The 19,898-nt window shown below is 34.7% G+C and carries 17 protein-coding genes; 9 read left to right on the forward strand and 8 right to left on the reverse strand.

Annotated elements, in window-relative coordinates; translation table 11 throughout:
* Positions 1 to 463 precede the first annotated feature (463 nt).
* From A3EM_RS46070 to A3EM_RS0120775, 3 genes are all read left to right on the forward strand, one after another.
* Positions 464 to 1,309 (forward strand): hypothetical protein, encoded by an 846-nt coding sequence (locus A3EM_RS46070; protein WP_020530174.1) that lies wholly within the window; start codon positions 464 to 466, stop codon positions 1,307 to 1,309.
* Between the two features lie 90 nt (positions 1,310 to 1,399).
* Positions 1,400 to 1,615, forward strand: coding sequence for a helix-turn-helix domain-containing protein (locus tag A3EM_RS43150; RefSeq protein ID WP_020530175.1), 216 nt, complete (start codon positions 1,400 to 1,402; stop codon positions 1,613 to 1,615).
* A gap of 258 nt (positions 1,616 to 1,873) precedes the next feature.
* Positions 1,874 to 2,185 carry a hypothetical protein gene (locus tag A3EM_RS0120775; RefSeq protein WP_020530176.1) on the forward strand — a complete coding sequence of 104 codons (312 nt, stop codon included), beginning with the start codon at positions 1,874 to 1,876 and terminating at the stop codon, positions 2,183 to 2,185.
* Between the two features lie 64 nt (positions 2,186 to 2,249).
* Here the strand turns inward: A3EM_RS0120775 and A3EM_RS0120780 are convergent, their stop codons facing one another.
* Positions 2,250 to 3,926 (reverse strand): DUF885 family protein, encoded by a 1,677-nt coding sequence (locus A3EM_RS0120780; protein ID WP_157638002.1) that lies wholly within the window; start codon positions 3,924 to 3,926, stop codon positions 2,250 to 2,252.
* Positions 3,927 to 4,664: 738 nt separating this feature from the next.
* On the opposite strand from A3EM_RS0120780, the gene A3EM_RS0120790 reads away from it, so the two are divergent.
* Positions 4,665 to 6,761, forward strand: coding sequence for a hypothetical protein (locus tag A3EM_RS0120790; RefSeq protein WP_020530179.1), 2,097 nt, complete (start codon positions 4,665 to 4,667; stop codon positions 6,759 to 6,761).
* 28 nt (positions 6,762 to 6,789) lie between these two features.
* On the opposite strand, the gene nhaC is transcribed toward A3EM_RS0120790, so the two are convergent.
* Together nhaC and A3EM_RS0120800 are read right to left on the reverse strand one after the other, a co-directional pair.
* A complete protein-coding gene (nhaC, locus tag A3EM_RS0120795) occupies positions 6,790 to 8,259 on the reverse strand; it encodes a Na+/H+ antiporter NhaC (protein WP_026210460.1) in 1,470 nt (489 codons plus the stop codon).
* A gap of 138 nt (positions 8,260 to 8,397) precedes the next feature.
* Positions 8,398 to 9,504 carry a vWA domain-containing protein gene (locus tag A3EM_RS0120800; protein ID WP_020530181.1) on the reverse strand — a complete coding sequence of 369 codons (1,107 nt, stop codon included), beginning with the start codon at positions 9,502 to 9,504 and terminating at the stop codon, positions 8,398 to 8,400.
* Positions 9,505 to 10,033: 529 nt separating this feature from the next.
* Here A3EM_RS0120800 and A3EM_RS0120805 point away from each other — a divergent pair.
* From A3EM_RS0120805 to A3EM_RS0120815, 3 genes are all read left to right on the forward strand, one after another.
* Positions 10,034 to 10,354: an HU family DNA-binding protein gene (locus A3EM_RS0120805; protein WP_169513393.1), complete on the forward strand. Its 321-nt coding sequence runs from the start codon at positions 10,034 to 10,036 to the stop codon at positions 10,352 to 10,354.
* A gap of 13 nt (positions 10,355 to 10,367) precedes the next feature.
* Positions 10,368 to 11,183 carry a tetratricopeptide repeat protein gene (locus A3EM_RS0120810; RefSeq protein ID WP_020530183.1) on the forward strand — a complete coding sequence of 272 codons (816 nt, stop codon included), beginning with the start codon at positions 10,368 to 10,370 and terminating at the stop codon, positions 11,181 to 11,183.
* Positions 11,184 to 11,615: 432 nt separating this feature from the next.
* Positions 11,616 to 13,169 (forward strand): Rne/Rng family ribonuclease, encoded by a 1,554-nt coding sequence (locus tag A3EM_RS0120815; protein WP_020530184.1) that lies wholly within the window; start codon positions 11,616 to 11,618, stop codon positions 13,167 to 13,169.
* 36 nt (positions 13,170 to 13,205) lie between these two features.
* On the opposite strand, the gene hemH is transcribed toward A3EM_RS0120815, so the two are convergent.
* From hemH to A3EM_RS0120840, 4 genes are all read right to left on the reverse strand, one after another.
* Complete coding sequence (gene hemH / locus A3EM_RS0120820; protein WP_044239287.1) at positions 13,206 to 14,246, reverse strand: ferrochelatase; 1,041 nt, start codon at positions 14,244 to 14,246, stop codon at positions 13,206 to 13,208.
* A 176-nt stretch (positions 14,247 to 14,422) separates the two neighbouring features.
* Positions 14,423 to 14,800: a glycine cleavage system protein GcvH gene (gene gcvH, locus A3EM_RS0120825; protein WP_020530186.1), complete on the reverse strand. Its 378-nt coding sequence runs from the start codon at positions 14,798 to 14,800 to the stop codon at positions 14,423 to 14,425.
* A 488-nt stretch (positions 14,801 to 15,288) separates the two neighbouring features.
* Complete coding sequence (locus tag A3EM_RS0120835; RefSeq protein ID WP_020530188.1) at positions 15,289 to 16,347, reverse strand: anthranilate synthase component I family protein; 1,059 nt, start codon at positions 16,345 to 16,347, stop codon at positions 15,289 to 15,291.
* 278 nt (positions 16,348 to 16,625) lie between these two features.
* Positions 16,626 to 17,255 carry a MiaE family protein gene (locus A3EM_RS0120840; protein ID WP_245576527.1) on the reverse strand — a complete coding sequence of 210 codons (630 nt, stop codon included), beginning with the start codon at positions 17,253 to 17,255 and terminating at the stop codon, positions 16,626 to 16,628.
* A gap of 68 nt (positions 17,256 to 17,323) precedes the next feature.
* Between A3EM_RS0120840 and A3EM_RS0120845 the strand changes: the two genes are divergently transcribed.
* Both A3EM_RS0120845 and msrP read left to right on the forward strand, forming a co-directional pair.
* Positions 17,324 to 18,199 (forward strand): SDR family oxidoreductase, encoded by an 876-nt coding sequence (locus tag A3EM_RS0120845; RefSeq protein WP_044239263.1) that lies wholly within the window; start codon positions 17,324 to 17,326, stop codon positions 18,197 to 18,199.
* Between the two features lie 115 nt (positions 18,200 to 18,314).
* Positions 18,315 to 19,349, forward strand: a complete 1,035-nt coding sequence (msrP, locus tag A3EM_RS0120850; RefSeq protein WP_020530191.1) for a protein-methionine-sulfoxide reductase catalytic subunit MsrP — start codon at positions 18,315 to 18,317, stop codon at positions 19,347 to 19,349.
* A 73-nt stretch (positions 19,350 to 19,422) separates the two neighbouring features.
* On the opposite strand, the gene A3EM_RS0120855 is transcribed toward msrP, so the two are convergent.
* Positions 19,423 to 19,827, reverse strand: coding sequence for a hypothetical protein (locus tag A3EM_RS0120855; protein WP_020530192.1), 405 nt, complete (start codon positions 19,825 to 19,827; stop codon positions 19,423 to 19,425).
* Positions 19,828 to 19,898 lie beyond the last annotated feature (71 nt).

The raw sequence follows: 19,898 nt of genomic DNA on the forward strand, positions 1-19,898 counted from the left end.
ACAGGATTCGATATTTCGTTAATTTACTCCTGGAAATAATACATTCTCTTCTGGTTTTTGTTCTTAAAACTCATCTGGTTTAATTATTCTTTAAGACTTACATGAATTCAATTTGGCAATTTAATTTTGTTTAGGCCTCAGGTTTTTCCTTCTAAAAGGATTTCTGAATAATACCTAAATGCTTTATTTATGACGTGAAATAAAAAAAGATAGTAATATAGTGCTCTGAGGACCTTTTTTTATAGTTTTTCAAGCATAAAGAAATATAAGATTAACCTTGTTCAAATAAAATAATGAAATTCCGAATCGCTGGTTGAATTTCTTATTTTTAATAAAAACCCGGCTTTTTAAGCTGGGTTTTTTGTTTTAAAATAGTAATAAACAATAAAAAACAGTAATAAAAATTATTATTAAATACAAAACAGTGTTATATTGCAGTATTCGATAATAAAATGCCTGCTTTATGAAAACTGAAACTTCAATTAGCATTTTGGATTCTTTGAAGGTTTTTAAAAACCATGAAGACTACTTTCAAACTATTAGTAAGCTTGAAAAACCTGGAAAATGGATATTAGGACAATTTTTAACTATTAGCCTGTTTATTTTCGTCTATGGATTTGTAATGGGAATTTATCACAGCTTTTTCCAGGGCCTCTCTGCCGGATTAAAGCTGTGGATATTATTTTTCTCAAGTATTTTAATCTGCTTCCCATCTTTCTATGTAATCCAACTGATATTGGGTTCTCAAATAAAACTCAAACAGGTAATTGTGATTATTCTTAGTGGATTTGTAATGACTTCCTCCATCATGCTGTCGTTTTCCCCGATTGCTGTTTTTTTTATGATTACCGGAAATAATTACAGTTTTCTCAAACTTTTGCATGTGGGTATCTTTATTTTTTCGGGGGTATTCGGAATGAGAATCATAGTGGAAGCATTGAAATATTCATGCGAAAAAGAAAATATTTATCCAAAAACAGGTGTGACCATTTTCAGGGTATGGATAGTGGTCCTGGCCTTTGTAGGCATACAATTAGCCTGGAATTTAAGGCCATTTTTAGGAGACCACGACAGGCCTTTTGAATTTGTAAGAGACCAGGATGGAAATTTTTATACCGCAATTATTCATGCTACAAGAGATTTGGTAATTGGGGAAAAGAAAAGCAGGGGTGACCATAATCAGATTCAAAAAAGGATGCCCAATGAATTAAATACGGATTCATCTTTTTATGATCAGCATTTAAACGATTCGATGAGCCCGGTGGTAATAGAAAAAGGGGATAGTTCAATTCAGAAGAATATCCAATAATCAATTTTTTACTGAAAACTTTAATTCTTTTACTATTGCAGATGGATTGAATTCATGAAAGATTCTGTTTTAAATTAAGGAATAAGACAAATGGATGGTGACATAATGACATTGGAAGAGGTGGCCAATTACCTGAAACTAAAACCTCAAACGATATATACCTGGGCACAAAATGGTAAAATTCCTGCTGCTAAGTTGGGTAAAGAATGGCGCTTTCGGAGGTCAATTGTGGATGAATGGTTTAACCAACATATTGATGAAAAATTTAAATCAATTACTGAAGCAGCCCGGAAAAAGGGGAAATAGCCCTTTAAAAATTACCTGAATGAAAATATTTTCTGCAATTAAATAAGTGTGCTTTTTGAGAAGAGGGAAAAATTGGCTCCAGCATGAAAATCCCCTGTTTAGGTAGAAATAAAATTATTTTAACAAAAAATATTGTTATTAAAACAAAACAAGAGCTCCTTGGTTACGTTTTTGTAATATTTTAAGTTCAAATGAAACTTTTTTGAGGATGCTATGATTAAGAAAGTAACTATTGTTAATTATCACGACTAGCTAGCTATGCGAAATAACAACCCAATACAAAAAAACAAAGAATGGCTTCAAAAGCTGGATTTTATAAGAGAAGAGTATCGGTATTTTATCGATAAACTAACTTATTTGTCCTCTCAAAGCCTTGATGATCGTCTAAATAAAATTATTTTCCAGTTTAGGAACAGATTAAGTTATAATCTGGAAAAAATTAATGGGATAGAAACTGACATTAATAATCAGAATAATCCAAACCAGGTATCCGAGATAATTGTAGAATATCCTGTTTGTAAAAAAGAGTTTAAGACTTTATTGGATGCTTTGCAGGTACAGGCTGCATAAGGAAACTAATTCCAGAAAAATTTGGTATAAGACCAGACTATATTCAGTTAGTCTGGTCTTTTTTTTATTTGAATGACTGGTATTTATCAAGAATCCTTAATGGAATATTCCCTTGTTTCAATAAAGCGATTTCAGCTTCTCCGGGATGTTGTTCTCTTTCCCTGTTTTGGAGGCAAAATTCTTGAATTCGCTTTTTCCCGGGCAGAAAGGCAGGTGCTTTTCCTGGATAGGCCAGACATTTATCAACTTCCGCCTTTACAATGGGTGTGGGCAGCCCGGTAACCTGTTTTACAAATCCAATTGCCTGTTCCCTTGTGAATTGATTGGTGTGAATGTCAATATCTATTATGGCTTTAGCTGCATAAAGTAATTTCCATTGAATCAGTCCCAGTTGTACCATCGGATCCTCTACCAGATCGTTTTTAAGTGCCAAATCCATTGCATAATTTTGCCATCCTTCCTTAAAAGAACTGAATTCCATAAACTTTCTGAATTTGGGTAAGTCTTCCTGAGCATTGGAAATCGATCTTTGAAAATGATAGCCGGGAAAAATTTCGATTATTCCAATTACAGGCAAAAGGTAACTTGGAGATTCCCTGAACAATTCCAGATTTAAAAATAAGGTTGCCTTCCGCTTATCAGTTAAACTACCCGGATAATAATAAGAAAGCCCCCAAAACTTTTCGAAAATCCTATCCATAAACTCCACTTGACAGCTAATATCAAATTGAGATTCGAATAATTGTTTTTGTTTTTTCTGGAATACCAAATTAAGGTCCTCAAATTTTGATAGTATCTCTTTTTTTAGTTTTTCCTTATTTTTTGCTTTGAACTTAAAATTGGCCCCAACTTTTTTCATGATATGGCAAAAGGAGGAATCAGGATGAAAGGAATATCCCGACTCGGTGATCAGTTGTTTAGCCTCATCCTGAAGGAGATTAATTTCTTCTGTAGCCCAATCCTGAATGATAAAAAGGGGGGTATCGAGCGTCATATGTTCGCCAGTTTGATTGTAATAATAAGTATCTCCATCGCTATTTTTCCAAACTCCTACGTCCTTATTGGCGTTGTCTTTCAGAACTTCAAGCTTAATTTTAAGATCGTGGAAGGCACGATAAACATTTTCCTCAATTTCAACTTTTGCTTCATAAAGTAGTTCATTTTTGGCATCTGGAGTTAATGCCTCATTTTCAGATATTTTATTGGTAAAATCCTTATAAATAAAATTGTTTTGGATGGAATCTGAGAGGAATAAATCTATTTGTGTGATCATACAATCCAGCATAAACTTGGGAGGAACAGCCTCAAATATTTCTTTGATCATGATATCTTCAATAGTCTGATCAATTTTGGTCCTTATCCCGGCAAGGCGATTGAGGTAATTTTCTGCGTCCCGCAAATTATTTATTTGATGAGCCTGATGAAGAAACAGAGGCAATTGTACCTGAACCCCATTGATATGGTCAATGGGAAATTCGTAGTGGGGAAATTGCTGACTGAATATTCTTTTTTCTAAATAGTAGTCAAGAATATCGGAAGTAAGCAATTGTTGTGGTGTTTGTTTCGATCTTTTGTAACTTCTCAGTAATTCGAAGGCTTTTTTCACCTCCTCCATGTCTTCAGCAAATTTTGCACTTGAAATATTGTTGAGGGAAGCATTATGAGCATAAAAACCAAAACCTTCCAAAAACTGGGTTTCGGTTAAAAACTCCGGATGGCGCAGACTATACTGTACAAACATTTTTTCAAAGAAATGATCAATTGAAAAAGGTTTATACCAAATTAGGTTTATCACCCAGCCTATACTTAAGAGACCAAAAGCAAAAATGCTTCTTTTAAAAATTATTGAAGTATTCTTCGGGAGGAAATCCATAATTATTAACCTTAAATGCCTGCTTGAATTAACTCTAGAGCTGTTAGTTGCGTCTAAAAAATTGATTAGCACCAAGTTGGATTAATCTAATTTTGAACAGCAATTCCTTTAGGCTGAAAAAATTCTTTTATAAACTCAGAAATAAAAAAGTTTAATCTTGTTCTAATATTGAGTTTTAACGGAGAATATTTAAAATACTTTTTTAATCTTTAAATTATTATAACAGGGTTAGCCAGGTAATGGGGCATAATAAAATAGGAGAGAATGGTACGGGTGCATTGAACCTCAGTGGAAAGTGGATTAAGAAAGTGTACTGTGGTGTGGGATTTGAAGTTTTTCGGTTCTGGTATACCAGATCGGAATTGTAGTCAGATAATTCTCCTACAAAATAGGCTTTGGACTTAACTTATTTTTAATAAATTTGTTGTCAGTTGAATGATTTGATCATTGGCAATCCAAAAAACCAAAACAACTGATTGTCAATAATTTTTTGCCGGACAAATAATTGCTTTCCCGGTTACATACTTGAAAAGAAGATTTATAACAAACTCCTCAAATTTTCATAGTTTTTAGCTTACATTTCGGGAGAAATTTTTTTGCTTTATAATGAACAATATCCTTACAGAATATTCTTCCTGGTACATCATAATTTGCCTGATTGTTGGTCTGGGTTATGCTTTTTTACTTTATCAGAAAAAATCTCCTTGGAGTAAAAGAGTAAACTGGTTTTTGTTTGGTGTGAGGTTTTTCTTTGTGGCATTAATTTGTATCCTCCTACTTGGGCCATATACAAAGCAGGTCATCAATTATTACGAAAAACCGGCTTTTGTTTTTGCAATGGATAATTCCCAGTCTATTCCCCTTGTTTCAGATTCCACAATCATTGAAGAGAGTTTTAATAAATTGAATAATCTTGCTTCTAAGTTGAGGGAAAAGGAATATGAAGTGGAGATTTTAACCTTAAATAATACGGAAGAAATAGCACAATTTGGGGAAATTGAATTTAACAGCAGAAATACAGACTTAAGCCGTTTGCTCAAAAATATTCAGACACAATACGAAAATAAAAACCTGGCAGAGGTTATTCTTTTTTCTGATGGAATTTACAATCAGGGGATTTCTCCTGAATTCTCTCCCTATAATATGAATATTTCAACTATTGGGATAGGAGATACAATGCCCCAGATAGATGTAAATCTAAAAACTGTTTATTCTAATAAAATCGCCTATTTGGGAAACAAATTCCCTTTAATTGCCGAAGTTTTGAATACTGGTTTTGGAGGGAAAAAAGCAGTGGTCATTCTTCAGCAGAAAGGCAAGGAACTGGAAAGAAAAGTGATTGAGTTTTCCAGCGATAATGGCATTCAAAATGTAGATTTTCTGGTGGAAGCAAAGGAAGAAGGCATGCAACATTATGTGGTGAGGGTAATTCCATTGGAGGGGGAGTTTACCAATGAAAATAATGTGAAAAATGTCTACATAGATGTGCTGGATAGCAAGGAAAAAATATTGCTTTTAGCAGCAGCCCCTCATCCGGATATTAAGGCAATCAGAAGTATTGTGGAAAAGAATAAAAATTATGATTTCCAAATATATATTCCGGGATTAACCCCAAATACAGATAATAGTTTTAAAATTGATGAAAAGTATGATCTGGTAATTTTTCATCAGGTTCCTAACCTCAGAAGGGTAGGAAATAATTTGTTGCAGGAATTTAAAAAACGTAGAGTAGCTACATGGTTTATTGTGGGAAATCAGACTGATATTAACTTTTTTAACAGTAATAATCAGGTGGTGAGTATCATAACTTCAGGCAGACAAACCGATAAAGTAACTCCGGATTATAATAATGGGTTTAATAAATTCACTTTTGATAATGAGAAAAAAGCTGTTTTGGCAAAATCACCTCCGGTAACTGTTCCTTTTGGCAATTTTGAATTATCGGGTACCAGTGAAGTGATTCTTTATCAAAAAGTGGGAAGTATCGTGACCAACAAACCTATGCTTGTGGTGAAGGAGCAGGAAGGATTAAAAAGTGCCGTTTTGTTGGGGGAAGGTATATGGCAATGGAAGTTACAGGAATTTGCTAATAACAATAATAATGAAGCCTTTGATGATATGGTAAGTAAACTCATTCAGTACTTATCAACCAAAGAGGATAAGAGAAAATTCAGAGTTTATCCATCATCAGATGAATTTTTTGATTCGGAGACTGTATTTTTTGAAACCGAAGTGTATAATAACATTTATGAAAAAATTTATGGACAAAAGGTTGATCTTCAGATTACTAATGAGGAAGGAGAGACCATGAATTATAATTATGTGAATAATAATACAAGCTTTCGATATGCTGTTAATAACCTGAGTCAGGGAATTTATAAATACAGGGCTTCTACAGTGCTTGAGGGTAAAACAGAAGTTAGTAGCGGAGAATTTACTGTGAAGAAGATGGAAATTGAGGCCATCAATACTACGGCAAATTTCAATCTGCTGAAAAACCTGGCCAGCCAGACCAATGGTGATTTTTACAATGCTCAGGAGATCGACCAGCTGGAGGCCAGATTGCTGGAGAAAGAAATCCCTGATATTATTCATACACAGGAAGAATTCAAGGAAATTCTTAATGTCAAATGGTTGATCGTGTTACTTTTGGCCTTAGCCACCTTGGAATGGGTCTTAAGAAAAGTGAAAGGAGCGTATTAATTTTTTCTTCACTCCTTTTGATTTTTATTTATGCTTCTACTGCTATTTCCTGCTGCTCTGTAGGAATTTTTCTGATTTTAATATTGAGATAGGCAAATAAAATAGTCATTAAAGGACTAATAATACAGAAAAAACAAAATGGGGCATAAACGGCTGTGGCCACCCCTAATACGGATGATTGAGCTGCTCCACAAGTATTCCAGGGCACAAGCACGGAAGTCACAGTACCTGAATCTTCAAGAGTTCTGCTTAAATTTTCAGGCATTAACCCTCTATCTTTATACGTTTTGGCAAACATCCGGCCTGGTACTACAATAGCGAGGTATTGATCTGAAGCCGTGACATTGAAAAAACCACAAGTGACTGCAGTAGAGGCAATTAAAGAACCTGTGGAGTTTGCCAAAGAAATAATGACTTCTGTAATTCTACTCAATAACCCACTTTTTTCCATAATGCCACCAAAAATCATGGCACACATGATTAACCAGATAGTTCCTAACATTCCTGCCATTCCTCCCGAGGACAATAGATCATTGACTTCTGCACTATCTGTAATGATAGAAATATCTCCATAAATGGAAAGCATTACTCCCTTGTAAATAGCTATCCAATTTAAACTTTCAGCTTCAGCCACCTGAACTAAAACATCCTGCTGGAAGACGATAGCGAATATGCCACCTAAAATTGTCCCTGCCAATAGCGCAGGAATTGCTGAAACCTTTTTTATGATGAGAATAAAAACAATTACAGGAACTATAAAAAGAATTGGAGTAATATTAAAAGCACTGTCAATTGCTTCCAGCATCGCTGAAATATCTGTTGGGGCACTGTCATCTGCCACAAAGAAACCAAGAATTAGAAAAATGATTAATGTGACAGAGATAGAAGGAATTGTTGTAAAAGCCATATAACGGATGTGGGTAAACAGGTCCGTTCCCGCAACAGCCGGAGCCAGATTAGTGGTATCCGATAATGGGGACATTTTATCCCCAAAATAAGCTCCTGAGATAATTGCTCCGGCAATCAGGCCATCCTCTATTCCCAAGGCTTTTCCTATCCCAAGCAAAGCAATTCCAATGGTCGCAATGGTCGTCCATGAACTTCCGGAACCCAAGGAAACAATTGCACAAATAATACAGGCAGCGAATAGAAAAATTGTAGGGTTTAATATTTGAAGCCCATAATAAATTAAAGCGGGTACTATTCCGCTAAGCAGCCAGGTGCCTGTTAATGAGCCAATTAACAATAAAATAAGCATGGCAGGCATGGCGGATTGAATACTATCTACGGCTCCATTCAATAATTCCTCCCAAGTGAATCCCAGTCGGGAAGCCACAATAGCCGCTACTGCAGCAGAAAAAAGCAAAATAATTTGATTGGAACCATCTAATCCAGCATCCCCAAAAATAAATTTGACATTTACAAACAGGAAAATAACCAGAAAAATGATGGGAATTAGAGCTTCAATTAATGTAGGTTTTCTTTTGGCGTGGTTCATTCTGCGCTTTGTATGGTTATATTTTTTCTCCAAATTATATAATAAATTGTTTAAGGAAAAAAAATGAACCTTTACTTTTTGCGATTTCAAAAAATGAAACAGCTAAAAATTCCCCATTTTAGGAGAAATAGGCCAATATCAACGAAGATTTTTTCTCCGGTTTCTTCTGTAGTCTTCGAATATTAAATTTCCTAAACCCTTCAGGCTACTGTAATAGGCATTGCCGTTATTTACTTTTGTAAACTCCTTCACAAACTCCTTCAAATAAGGGTCAGATGCAATCATAAATGTAGTAATCGGAATTTTGAGTCTTCTGCATTGGGCAGCCAGGGTTAGGGTTTTATTCAATATTTTATTATCAAGCCCGAAACTGTTTTTGTAATATTTGATACCCTCTTTAATGCAGGTGGGTTTGCCATCGGTAATCATGAATATTTGTTTATTCCTGTTTTTCCTTCGCCTTAAAAGATCCATGGCTAATTCTAAACCTGCCACTGTATTGGTATGGTATGGTCCTACCTGTAAATATGGCAAATCTTTAATTTTTATTTGCCAGGCATCGTTTCCAAAAACAATAATATCAAGCGTGTCTTTTTTATACTTTGTGGTGATTAATTCGGCAAGGGCCATGGCCACTTTTTTAGCCGGAGTAATTCTGTCCTCTCCATACAAAATCATAGAATGGCTAATATCAATCATCAACACCGTTGAGGTTTGAGCCTTATACTCTTTTTCAACTACCTCAAGGTCATTTTCGGTAAGCATAAATTTGCCCATACCATGATTAATTTGCGCATTCCTTATAGAATCAGTAAGTGAGATTTGGTCCAGGGTATCTCCAAATTGATATTCTCTTAAATCAGCACTTAATTCGTCTCCGCTATTTCCGGAATAAGTGGTGTTATGATCACCTTTGTTTGCTTTTTTTAATTTACCAAAAATTTCTTCAAGGGCACTTTTTCTGATTTTTTGTTCACTCTTGGCAGATATTATAAATTGCCCTCCTTCATTTTCATTTTCCTGTATATATCCTTTATCCTTTAAATCCTCAATAAAATCCCCAATCCCGTATTGCCCATTGGTCAGGTTGTATTGCTTATCCAGGTTGGTTAACCAACTCAGAGCTTCCGATACATTTCCTGAAGTAATGGTAAGCAATTGGGTGAAAATATCCAGCAAGTTATCAAATTGACTTTTTTGTTGATCCGACTGTGGGGTAAAATCTGAAAACCTAAAACCTAGCATATATATTTTGTTAATGAAATTTCAAGTAAAAATAAAAGAATTATACTAAATAAAAATTTATTTGAGTTGCGCAAAATATTGAATATTTAGGTGTGTTTTTGGTTGATAATCAATTGCTTATGATGATTTTTATCTGAATCAAAAAAGAATTTTTCTCAACCTTAGCAACTATTTACAACACAACTAATTTATGCATTATAAGGTTCATCCTCTACACAAACTTGTTTTTTTCTGGTAAACATTCAAAATGTAATTCGAAAGAATTGGATTGGCTGTTAACAATTGAGATATTTTTTGTGAAGGAGCATAGTCAAAACCGTAGATTTTTTTATAAGTTTGCGGGTTGTATTTCATCAATACATGGGAAATTTGATTTTTAGCTTAATATCCTTTTAAGCTGAAATGGGAAAATCTGAAAATAAAATCAAAATCTCAATTTTTTAATCTCTTTGGGTATTTGCTAATTAATATTTATAAATATAAATTTGCAGCCTTCCAAAGGTATTGATAATTAGAGTATTATAAACTTATTTTAAAATTTAAAGACGTGACAAAAGCAGAAGTAATCGCAGAAATTTCAACGCAAACTGGAATTGATAAAGGGGACGTGACCGCCTCCATAGAAGCTTTTTTTAAAGTAGTGAAAAATAAGATGTCGGAGGGAGAAAATATTTACGTGAGGGGTTTTGGAAGTTTTGTAAACAAAAAAAGAGCAAGTAAAGTTGGAAGAAATATATCAAAAAATACTGCTATTGTTATCGGTGAGCATTACGTTCCAAGCTTTAAGCCATCTAAATCTTTTGTGGAGAAAATAAAATTAAGCGATAAAGTAAAACTCGCTAATCAGTGATAACCTTCATTTAATGTATAAATCTCAATATATTGTTATCTCAGTTGCCATTATTTTAATAATTGGTCTGGCACTATTACCCAGAGTAGTGGTAGATAATGATAAAGTTCTTTCAGAGGAAAAGGTATCGGGGGAGGATCACAGCGGGCATGACCATGAGGAAGGTATTCCTGCTGAAGATTATGAAAGCATATTGCCAACCATAAAAGCATTCCATGGATCGGAATCTAAGGCAGATAAAGAGGGCCTGCTTGATGAAATAATTAATGAATTCAAAGCAATTAACCGGTATGATAGTGCTGCTGTATATGCCGAATACTTTGCAATTGAATTCCCAGAAGATAATAATTTCCAAAAAGCAGGGGAGATTTATTTCGAAGCGTTTACCTTTGCATTTGATTCAGAAAAAAAGGAAAGACTGGCACTTAAAGCAAGAGAACTTTTTCAGAGAGTCCTGGACAATAATCCAGAACTATTAGACTTAAAAACTAAAATAGGTTTAACCTATATGTCATCTGAAAGCCCTATGCAGGGAATTATGATGATTAGAGAGGTTTTAGAGCAGGACCCTGATAATGAACTGGCTATCTCCAATATGGGTTTCTTGGCTATGCAATCGGGTCAGTACGATAAAGCGCTTGCAAGGTTTCAAAAGTTAATTGAGCTAAACCCACAGGATATGCAGGCTAGATTTTATCTAGGAGTTTGCTATAAAGAGTTAGGCGAAAATGAAAAGGCAAGGGAGGTGTTGAATCTTGTGAAATCTCAGGAGAGTAATCCTGATGTTTTGTCTATGGTAGATAAGGTGTTGTCAGAATTAGATCAATAAAATCATTTTCGGGTTTTACTCCCGATATACTATATATTATATAAGAAATTAAATATTTTAAACTTAAAAGAATACGATTATGCCGTGCGGAAAAAAGAGAAAGAGACATAAGATTGCTACTCATAAAAGGAAAAAAAGACTAAGAAAAAACAGACACAAAAAAAAGAATAGCTAGTCTGAATCTTTATTGATTGCCTGATTTGGAACCAGGTAATTCTATCTTCGGCTTTTTAAAATATAAAATTTTAAAGAGCCGAAGAATTTTCATTCTGGATGATAGTTATTAAACCCTGGCTTATACTATTGGAGCATCTGTCACACATTTTATAACCTGATATTTCTTTTTTGTTCCAACAGCATAAAAAAGCTGAAATAGGCCCTGGTGATTAATAATTCATCCTTTAATTTAATTTTAGTTATACAAACCTTATAATGAGTAATGAATTAGTAATCAATTCTTCTCAGGATGGTGGCCGTATAGCTTTACTAAAAAACAAAAGTCTGGTTGAACTTCATTATGAGAATGAAGAAACCAAGTTTTCTGTAGGAGATATTTATCTTGGTACTGTAAAGAAAGTTGTACCTGGCTTAAATGCTGCATTCATTGATATTGGATATGAGAAAGATGCATTTTTACATTATCTTGATCTTGGTCCAAATGTAAAATCTTTAATTAAGTTTATCCGATACATTCAATCTACGAAAAAGGAGCCAAATCATAAACTAGGAGAGTTTAGGATGGAAGCTGAGATTGATAAACTCGGAAAAATTAATGAGGTATTTAAGCAGAATCAAAAAATAATGGTTCAGGTAGTAAAGGAGCCTATTTCTACAAAGGGGCCAAGACTATCTTGTGAGCTTTCAATTGCCGGACGATACTTGGTATTAGTACCATTCTCCAGTGCAATTAATGTATCGAAAAAAATTACAGATCAAGCAGAACGCAAACGACTTCTAAGATTAATATCTTCTATTAAACCAGACAATTTTGGTGTAATAATCCGGACAGTAGCTGAGAAAAAGGAAGTTGCTGAACTGGACAGGGATCTCAGGGACCTGGTAAAAAAATGGGAACTGGGATGCAAAGCCCTTGCAAAAGCAAAACCAAGACAAAAAGTGATTGGTGAAATGAATAGGGCTGCCTCTATGTTGAGGGATATTCTTAATGAAAGCTTTGATAGTATCACAGTAGATGATGCTACTGCTTTTGAGGATATTAAAGGGTATATTAAAACCATTGCACCAGAAAAAGAAAAAATAGTAAAGCATTATAACGGTAATGCCAAAATTTTTGAGAATTACGGAATTGAAAAACAGCTAAAAACGCTGTTTGGACAAACGGTAAGTTTACCGAATGGAGGTTATCTTGTAATTGAGCATACAGAAGCGCTTCATGTCATTGACGTAAACAGTGGAAATAAGTCTAACTCTGAAACAGATCAGGAAACCACTGCTTTTAATGTAAATGCGGAGGCTGCAGCTGAAGTGGCAAGACAACTAAGGTTGAGAGATATGGGTGGAATCATTGTAGTTGATTTCATCGATATGAAAAAAGCAGAAAACCGAAAGAAAATTTATGACCAGATGAAAACGGTTATGAAGGACGATCGGTCGAAATATACAATCTTACCACTTACCAAGTTTGGGTTGATGCAAATAACCCGACAAAGAGTAAGGCCTGAATTAAATATTGTAACTAAGGAGACTTGTCCTACTTGCAAAGGTTCTGGTAAAATTGCTGCTTCTATCACTATTTCAGATCAGTTGCAAAGTGATTTGGAATACATTGTCTCGAAACAGAATGAGAAAAAAATAACCATTGTTTTGCATCCTTATTTGCATGCATATTTTACTCAAGGGTTATTCTCAAAAAGAATTAACTGGTTGCTCAAATATCATCAGTGGGTAAACCTGGTAAAAGATTCTTCTTTAGGAATAAATGAATATATTTTCCTCAATAAGCGAAAAGAAAGGATCGAAATTTAATATTACTAAACCTTAAGATTAGAAAAACGCCTTGAATTAATTTTTCAAGGCGTTTTTTATTTGGGAGCGTTCTTCAACCAAATTTTTCAGGGTGTCAATCCAAAGAGGGGAATCATTCAGGCTTTCTACCAACTGCACTTTTTCTCCACCGTGTTCTTCAAAAATTTCCTGGTATTCATCTCCTATTTCAATTATGGTTTCAAGGCAATCAGCGGTAAAAGCCGGGCTGAAAACCAATAATTTTTTATTTCCCTTTTTTGCCTGCTCTTCTACTACAAAATCAGCATAGGGTTCCAGCCAAGGGTCCTTCCCAAGTCTGGATTGAAAGGCAACGGTATATTTCTCTTCGGGGATGTTCAGTCTGGAAGCCAGGTATCTCGTGGTGGCGTAGCAGGTAGCTTTATAGCAAAATTTATTTTCATCAGTAATTTCATTTTCACAATCGCGATCTGAGCAGAGTCCTTCTTCATAAACTTTGTCAACCTGTCTTTCAGGTAGCCCGTGAAAACTGAACATAACATGATCAAAATCCTCATGGTTATACTTTTTCCCTTTTTCTACAAATGCCTCAAGAAAATCCTCATTATCGTAATACTGACTGATAAAACTAATTTCAGGAATGACATACCATTTACTTATAATTTCCATGGCCCTTTGGTGTGCTGAACCAGTGGTAGAAGATGCATATTGGGGAAACATGGGGACAATAATTATTTGAGAAAAATTCATTTTTCTCATTTTTTCCAACACTGTTTCCATACTTGGATTTTTATACCTCATCGCTAATTCCACATGGTAATTTTCTCCAAGTTTTTCCTGTAATAATTGCTGGGCTTTTTGGGAATAAAAGAGTAGTGGAGAACCATCTTTAGTCCACAGTTTTTGATAAATTTTGGCTGATTTGGGTGCTCTAAAGGGAACTATAATGAAGTTGACTAAAAACTTTCTCAAAAGCCAGGGAATGTCAATTACTCTGGGGTCATTTAAAAATTGAGATAGATAACTTCTTACTTTTCCAGTACTTGGATCGTCAGGTGTACCTAAATTCACCAGTAAAACCCCTATTTTATTACTCATTTTATAATAATTAATCACCAGAACTACTTTTTTCAAATGTTTTCATCCAAAAAACCAATAGTTTTGGCAAAAATGACAGTATTTAATTTTTTTAAACTTAATATTTAAAACATACTATGCAGAAACAAAAAAAGCTTCCCGGAATAGAAGCTTTTTGTAGACAAAAATGTTTTATTTTATCCTACTAATTCTGCATATGCCTCGCTACTTAAAAGATCACTAATAGAAGATGGATCAGAAATTTTTATTTTTATCATCCATCCCGCTTCATATGGATCAGAGTTTACCAATTCAGGTTCTCCTTCTAGTGCTTCATTAATTTCGATTACTTCTCCGGTTATTGGCATAAATAAATCCGAAACCGTTTTTACAGCCTCTACAGAACCAAAAACTTCTCCGGCTTCTACCTCTTCACCTTCAGTAGGAATATCTACATAAACAATATCGCCAAGTTCTCCCTGGGCAAACTCTGTAATACCAATTGTGGCGATATCTCCATCAATTTTTACCCATTCGTGGTCTTTTGTATATTTTAACTCTTCAGGAAAATTCATAAGTTTTAATGATATGATTGTTGAATAAAATCAAGGCTTATTGCTCTGTTGTCCCAAATATACAAGCTTTTTCGATTTTGGAAAAAATTATCTTCATATCAAAAATTTATGGGTTATCAAGTAACTATATATCAGAAATTTAATACCTTTGGAATAGTTTTAGAAGTATAAATCGTATGTAAGATTAATACTGAAAAAAACCAATTCCTTACTTACCTTTCCTTATACTCACAAAGCAACATTTATGGGAAATTCCCGTAAATATCCTAGCTGATTAATCTTACTTTTTTACTACCTTTGCAACTTTTAAAAACCAGCGCAATGAGATTTTTGAAATATATAGTGTACAAATTTTTATTTTACCTTTCTCCAGTTTTGTTTTTTTCTATAAATCCTGACCTGACTAAGGAACAAAAAGTGAGGCTTTTGAACAAGGATATTCTAAGCCAGAAGGCAAGATTAAAATCATTGAAGAAAATTTAAATACTTTATGCTCCGGTAAGAATTTGAGTGATTACCGCTGCTTTTAGTTTACATTCCTCGAATTCATTTTCTGCTATTGCATCATAGGTTATTGCACTTCCTACCTTATAAGATAAGTATTTTTTTGTCTGGTTATAGAAAATACTTCTTATAATTACGTTGAAATCAAAATTTTGCTTGGGATCAAAATAACCAATTGCACCTGAAAATAGCCCTCTTCTTGAGTTTTCATATTTGTCAATTAGTTTCATGGCTTCAATTTTTGGCGCTCCTGTCATGCTACCCATAGGAAAAGCATTTTTAATGGCCTCCACACAAGTGGCATCCTCCTTTAGCTTGGCCTGGATGGTGGAAATCATCTGATGAACCCTTGGAAAACTATATATTCCAAATATCTCCTGAACCTTTACTGTCCCGGTGATTGCACTTTTAGCCAAATCGTTCCTCACAAGGTCTACAATCATCATATTCTCTGCACGCTCTTTTTCGCTTGAAGATAACTCTTGTTTTAGTTTTTCGTCTTCAAGTTCATTTTGCCCTCGTCTAATGGTCCCTTTTATAGGTTGTGAAATAAGATTTTGATCTGTTTTTTTTAAAAAGCGTTCTGGAGAAGCACAAAGCAAAAATTTATCGTCCAGCTTTTGAAAAGCTGAAAATGGCATTGGGGAAGTACCATTTAACTTGATGTATGTTTCCAAAGGGTCAATTTCTATATCATTTCCAAAAAACTCTGTACAATAATTTAATTCGTAGACATCTCCCTCCAGGATATGGTTTTGGATGGCTTTTACATTTTCCAGGTAAGTTGCTTTTTCAACTCTGGGATGAAATTTAGAATGGGTAAGTATTTTATGCTGGTTTTTATTAATAATAGAGGTCTGCTGGATATCTTCAAAAATTGTTTGAGGATCGTTTACAGACAGTATTTCTATTTTGTCATTATTGAATTTGAGTAGGTGTTTTGGAATATAAAAAAATAGTTTGGGGAAATTCAAATAATCCGGGTTTCGGCTGGTAAGGGCTTCCAGTTCATTTTTAAGATCATAAGTAAAAAAGCCAAACATCCACTGCTTCTTGTTTTCAAACTGAAACTTCTCCAGCTTTTCAAAAGAATTATCTTCATTAATTTCAACCCTACAGCATTTATGAATTCCAACAGCTAACAGGTTTTCAAAAGGATTAAATGGATATTTATAATCATTATGCTCAAGAAAAGTCAGGCAATTAAAAGATTGAGCCCAAAGATTTGCTTTTAGCTTAAAGGCAAGAGCATCTGCAATATGAAATGTTTTGGAATTCAGGGTTTAGTTCGATTGGACTAGTTTAAATGTAGCATGGTAGATTAATGAATTCGGTCTGACCTGGGTTCCAGGGATTCTATAATAATCTTTTCATCTTTGAGTAATTCTTCCCATCTTTCGTCCACTTCTTTTCGTGGGCGATAGGTCCGTGCAAGGGTAATAAAAGTGGTATAATGTCCTGCTTCGGAGGCCATTAAGTCATAATAAAACTGACTTAGTTCTTTATCTTCTAATTGTTCCCAAAGGTTTTTAAACCTTTCGCAACTTCTGGCTTCTATCAACGCGCTCATCAGAAGTTTTTCAACTAATTGGTGTTCTCTGCTGCCCCCCTTCTTTAATTTTTTTGCCAATTGATTTACATACTCATCCTTTCTCATTTTTCCCAGTTTTATATTTCTGGCTTTCATTTTTTCTAAAACGGCCTTAAAATGTCCCCATTCTTCGGCTACAATAGGAGTAAGTACCTCCACCAATTCTTCTTTATCCGGGTATTGAACGATTAATGAAATACAGGTAGAAGCAGCTTTTTGCTCACAATAAGCGTGATCAATGAGAATTTCTTCGATGTTTTTTTCGGCAATATTGGCCCATCTGGGATCAGTAGGTAACTTTAAATGTAACACGTAAATAGATTTTTTGTCAAAAATACATGCTCTCTCTTTCTCAAACAATTTTTTGATTTCTATTGTCAAGTAATTAACTTCAACAGCAAAAATCTTTAATCAAATAAACAACAATTATGTATAATAAACCGATGTTGCGGGAAGATGCTTTGGAAGGCAAAACCATTTTAGTAACAGGAGGAGGTACAGGTCTTGGTAAAGCTATGACCAAATATTTTTTGGAACTTGGAGCCAATGCCATAATAGCCAGTAGAAAACTGGAGGTTTTGGAAAAAACGGCTAAAGAACTCTCAGAAGCTACAGGAAAGGAGGTGCTTCCGCTGGCCTGCGATGTAAGGAATCATCTGGATGTAGATAAAACCATTCAGGCAGGGATTGAAAAATTTGGAAAGATAGATATTCTGGTAAATAATGCTGCCGGAAATTTCATTAGTCCAACTGAGCGACTTTCCCCAAAGGCATTCGATACGATTATTGGAATCGTATTACAAGGTACCTATAATTTCACTTTGGGATTAGGGAAAAACTGGATTGAAAAAAAGACTGGTGGAACAATTCTAAATATTGTCACTACTTATTCCTGGACAGGCTCCGGGTATGTAGTGCCCTCCGCAGCTGCTAAAGCCGGGGTGTTGGCAATGACCAGATCTTTGGCTGTTGAATGGGCAAAATATGGAATCCGATCAAATGCAATTGCTCCCGGACCATTCCCCACAAAAGGTGCCTGGGACAGACTTTTTCCCGAAAACCTGAGGAAGAAGTTTGATGTAAAAAACAAGGTTCCTGTTGGAAGAGTAGGGGAGCACCAGGAACTGGCTAACCTTGCCGCCTATTTAGTGTCCGATTTTTCAGCTTATGTGAATGGAGAAGTAATAACCATAGATGGAGGAGAATGGCTGAAGGGGGCTGGTGAGTTTAATCATCTGGAACTCATTCCTAATGAGATGTGGGATACCATAGAACAAATGGTGAGAGGAGCAAATAAAAAGTAAAACAGTAAGTAGTCTTTATTCCCTGTGCTATACATCTATATGGCTCAGGGAATTTTATGCATGACAGCTATTGTTCTATGATTACCCTACTACCCCACAAATTCATTGATTTATTATGGCAAATATTAAGATTTCAAAACCCTGGGAAGATAAAAATCTAAAGGTAACAGATGAAAAAGTATATGCAAACCGTAGGGAAACTATTAAAAAGCTTGGCCTTGTTTCTTCGGGAATAATCATGAGCCCTTTAGGGATAAATAATTCCTGCCAAAATGCAAAGAATGAAAGTTTGAAGGAGGAAGGCAAATCGATTAAGGCTTTGAAAAATGTAGAAGATAATCATTTCTCATTTGAGGGAATGATGGATTTATACCCTGCTGCCAGAAATGAAAAATACAAACTGGATCGGGAATTAACCGAAGAATATGATGCCACCCATCACAATAATTTTTATGAATTTATTCATCCCGATGATAAAAATATTTATAATGTATATAAGTATATAGAGGATTTTGATAATAGAGACTGGACCATTAAAGTTAGCGGGAAGGTAAAAAATAAAGGGAAATATTTACTGGAAGATATTATTAAAAAAATCGGACTGGAGGAAAGGTTGTATAGATTCAGATGTGTGGAAAGATGGTCAATGGCTGTGCCCTGGACAGGTTTTCCCCTTTCAAGTCTGATAAAGATTTTTGAACCAGAAAATGATGCCAGGTTTATCCGAATGGTAACTTATGCTAATCCTAATGAAATGCCTGGCGTTAAAAATCAAACCTGGTATCCGTGGCCTTATGTGGAGGGATTAAGGATGGATGAGGCAATGAATGAATTAGCCTTCATCGCCACGGGTATTTATGGAAAGCCTTTACCTAAGCAAAATGGAGCGCCTATGAGGCTGGTGGTTCCATGGAAATATGGATACAAGAATATTAAATCCATTGTGAAAATGGAATTTTTAAAAAATCAACCTGAAACGTTTTGGCATAAAATTCAGCCTTCAGAATACCCCTTTATTTCTAATGTTGATCCCGTAGTTCCCCACCCGAGATGGTCACAGGCTTATGAAAAAATGATACCTGATGGAGAAACAATTCCTACTTTGAAGTATAATGGATATGGAGCATTTGTGGGAAAATTATACTCCTGATTGAAAAGCAAAAAAAGCCCGGCTATTTTTTCATTAGCCCGGCTTTTTAATTTTTATTGTAATAATCTTTTATTTATTCTGCTCTTGAAAGACCCTCTGCAGCCATTTCCATAGCTTCACTTCTTCTTTCTATAGGCAATTCAAATTTTTCATTCAGCCTGAAAACACCCTTTTCCTTTGATGTATAGGACGGAACAAGACATCCGAATTCTATCATGTCAGATTCTTTGTTATACTGTATCAAATAATTGTTTGTATGGCTAAAGTTTAAGACAACATCAGTAACTTCAAAAAATACTTCAGTTACTAACTCCTGCCGAACAAAGCTTATTCCCAGAATTGAAATATCCTCTGGTGTTACATTTATATTTGATGGAATTTGGTTTATTTCTCCTTTTATGCTTGAATTCTCAATTACCTGAGAAAATGCACTGAAACCGAAGAAAATCATTAAAGTTGCAAAAATAACTGATTTCATAGTTTCAAAATTTAAGTAATAAAAAAATTTGGTTTGTGGTTAGAAAGCAATTTTTATTGTTTTATTGGTTC

The sequence above is a fragment of the Flexithrix dorotheae DSM 6795 genome (genome assembly GCF_000379765.1).
Lineage (GTDB): Bacteria > Bacteroidota > Bacteroidia > Cytophagales > Flammeovirgaceae > Flexithrix > Flexithrix dorotheae.

What these genes read in the sequence shown, in the direction of transcription:
- A3EM_RS46070 (WP_020530174.1), top strand. Translation starts at nt 464, where the DNA reads ATGAAAACTGAAACTTCAATTAGCATTTTGGATTCTTTGAAGGTTTTT.
- A3EM_RS43150 (WP_020530175.1), top strand. Translation starts at nt 1,400, where the DNA reads ATGGATGGTGACATAATGACATTGGAAGAGGTGGCCAATTACCTGAAA.
- A3EM_RS0120775 (WP_020530176.1), top strand. Translation starts at nt 1,874, where the DNA reads ATGCGAAATAACAACCCAATACAAAAAAACAAAGAATGGCTTCAAAAG.
- A3EM_RS0120780 (WP_157638002.1), bottom strand. Translation starts at nt 3,926, where the DNA reads ATGTTTGTACAGTATAGTCTGCGCCATCCGGAGTTTTTAACCGAAACC.
- A3EM_RS0120790 (WP_020530179.1), top strand. Translation starts at nt 4,665, where the DNA reads ATGAACAATATCCTTACAGAATATTCTTCCTGGTACATCATAATTTGC.
- nhaC (WP_026210460.1), bottom strand. Translation starts at nt 8,259, where the DNA reads ATGAACCACGCCAAAAGAAAACCTACATTAATTGAAGCTCTAATTCCC.
- A3EM_RS0120800 (WP_020530181.1), bottom strand. Translation starts at nt 9,504, where the DNA reads ATGCTAGGTTTTAGGTTTTCAGATTTTACCCCACAGTCGGATCAACAA.
- A3EM_RS0120810 (WP_020530183.1), top strand. Translation starts at nt 10,368, where the DNA reads ATGTATAAATCTCAATATATTGTTATCTCAGTTGCCATTATTTTAATA.
- A3EM_RS0120815 (WP_020530184.1), top strand. Translation starts at nt 11,616, where the DNA reads ATGAGTAATGAATTAGTAATCAATTCTTCTCAGGATGGTGGCCGTATA.
- hemH (WP_044239287.1), bottom strand. Translation starts at nt 14,246, where the DNA reads ATGAGTAATAAAATAGGGGTTTTACTGGTGAATTTAGGTACACCTGAC.
- gcvH (WP_020530186.1), bottom strand. Translation starts at nt 14,800, where the DNA reads ATGAATTTTCCTGAAGAGTTAAAATATACAAAAGACCACGAATGGGTA.
- A3EM_RS0120835 (WP_020530188.1), bottom strand. Translation starts at nt 16,347, where the DNA reads ATGTTTGGCTTTTTTACTTATGATCTTAAAAATGAACTGGAAGCCCTT.
- A3EM_RS0120845 (WP_044239263.1), top strand. Translation starts at nt 17,324, where the DNA reads ATGTATAATAAACCGATGTTGCGGGAAGATGCTTTGGAAGGCAAAACC.
- msrP (WP_020530191.1), top strand. Translation starts at nt 18,315, where the DNA reads ATGGCAAATATTAAGATTTCAAAACCCTGGGAAGATAAAAATCTAAAG.
- A3EM_RS0120855 (WP_020530192.1), bottom strand. Translation starts at nt 19,827, where the DNA reads ATGAAATCAGTTATTTTTGCAACTTTAATGATTTTCTTCGGTTTCAGT.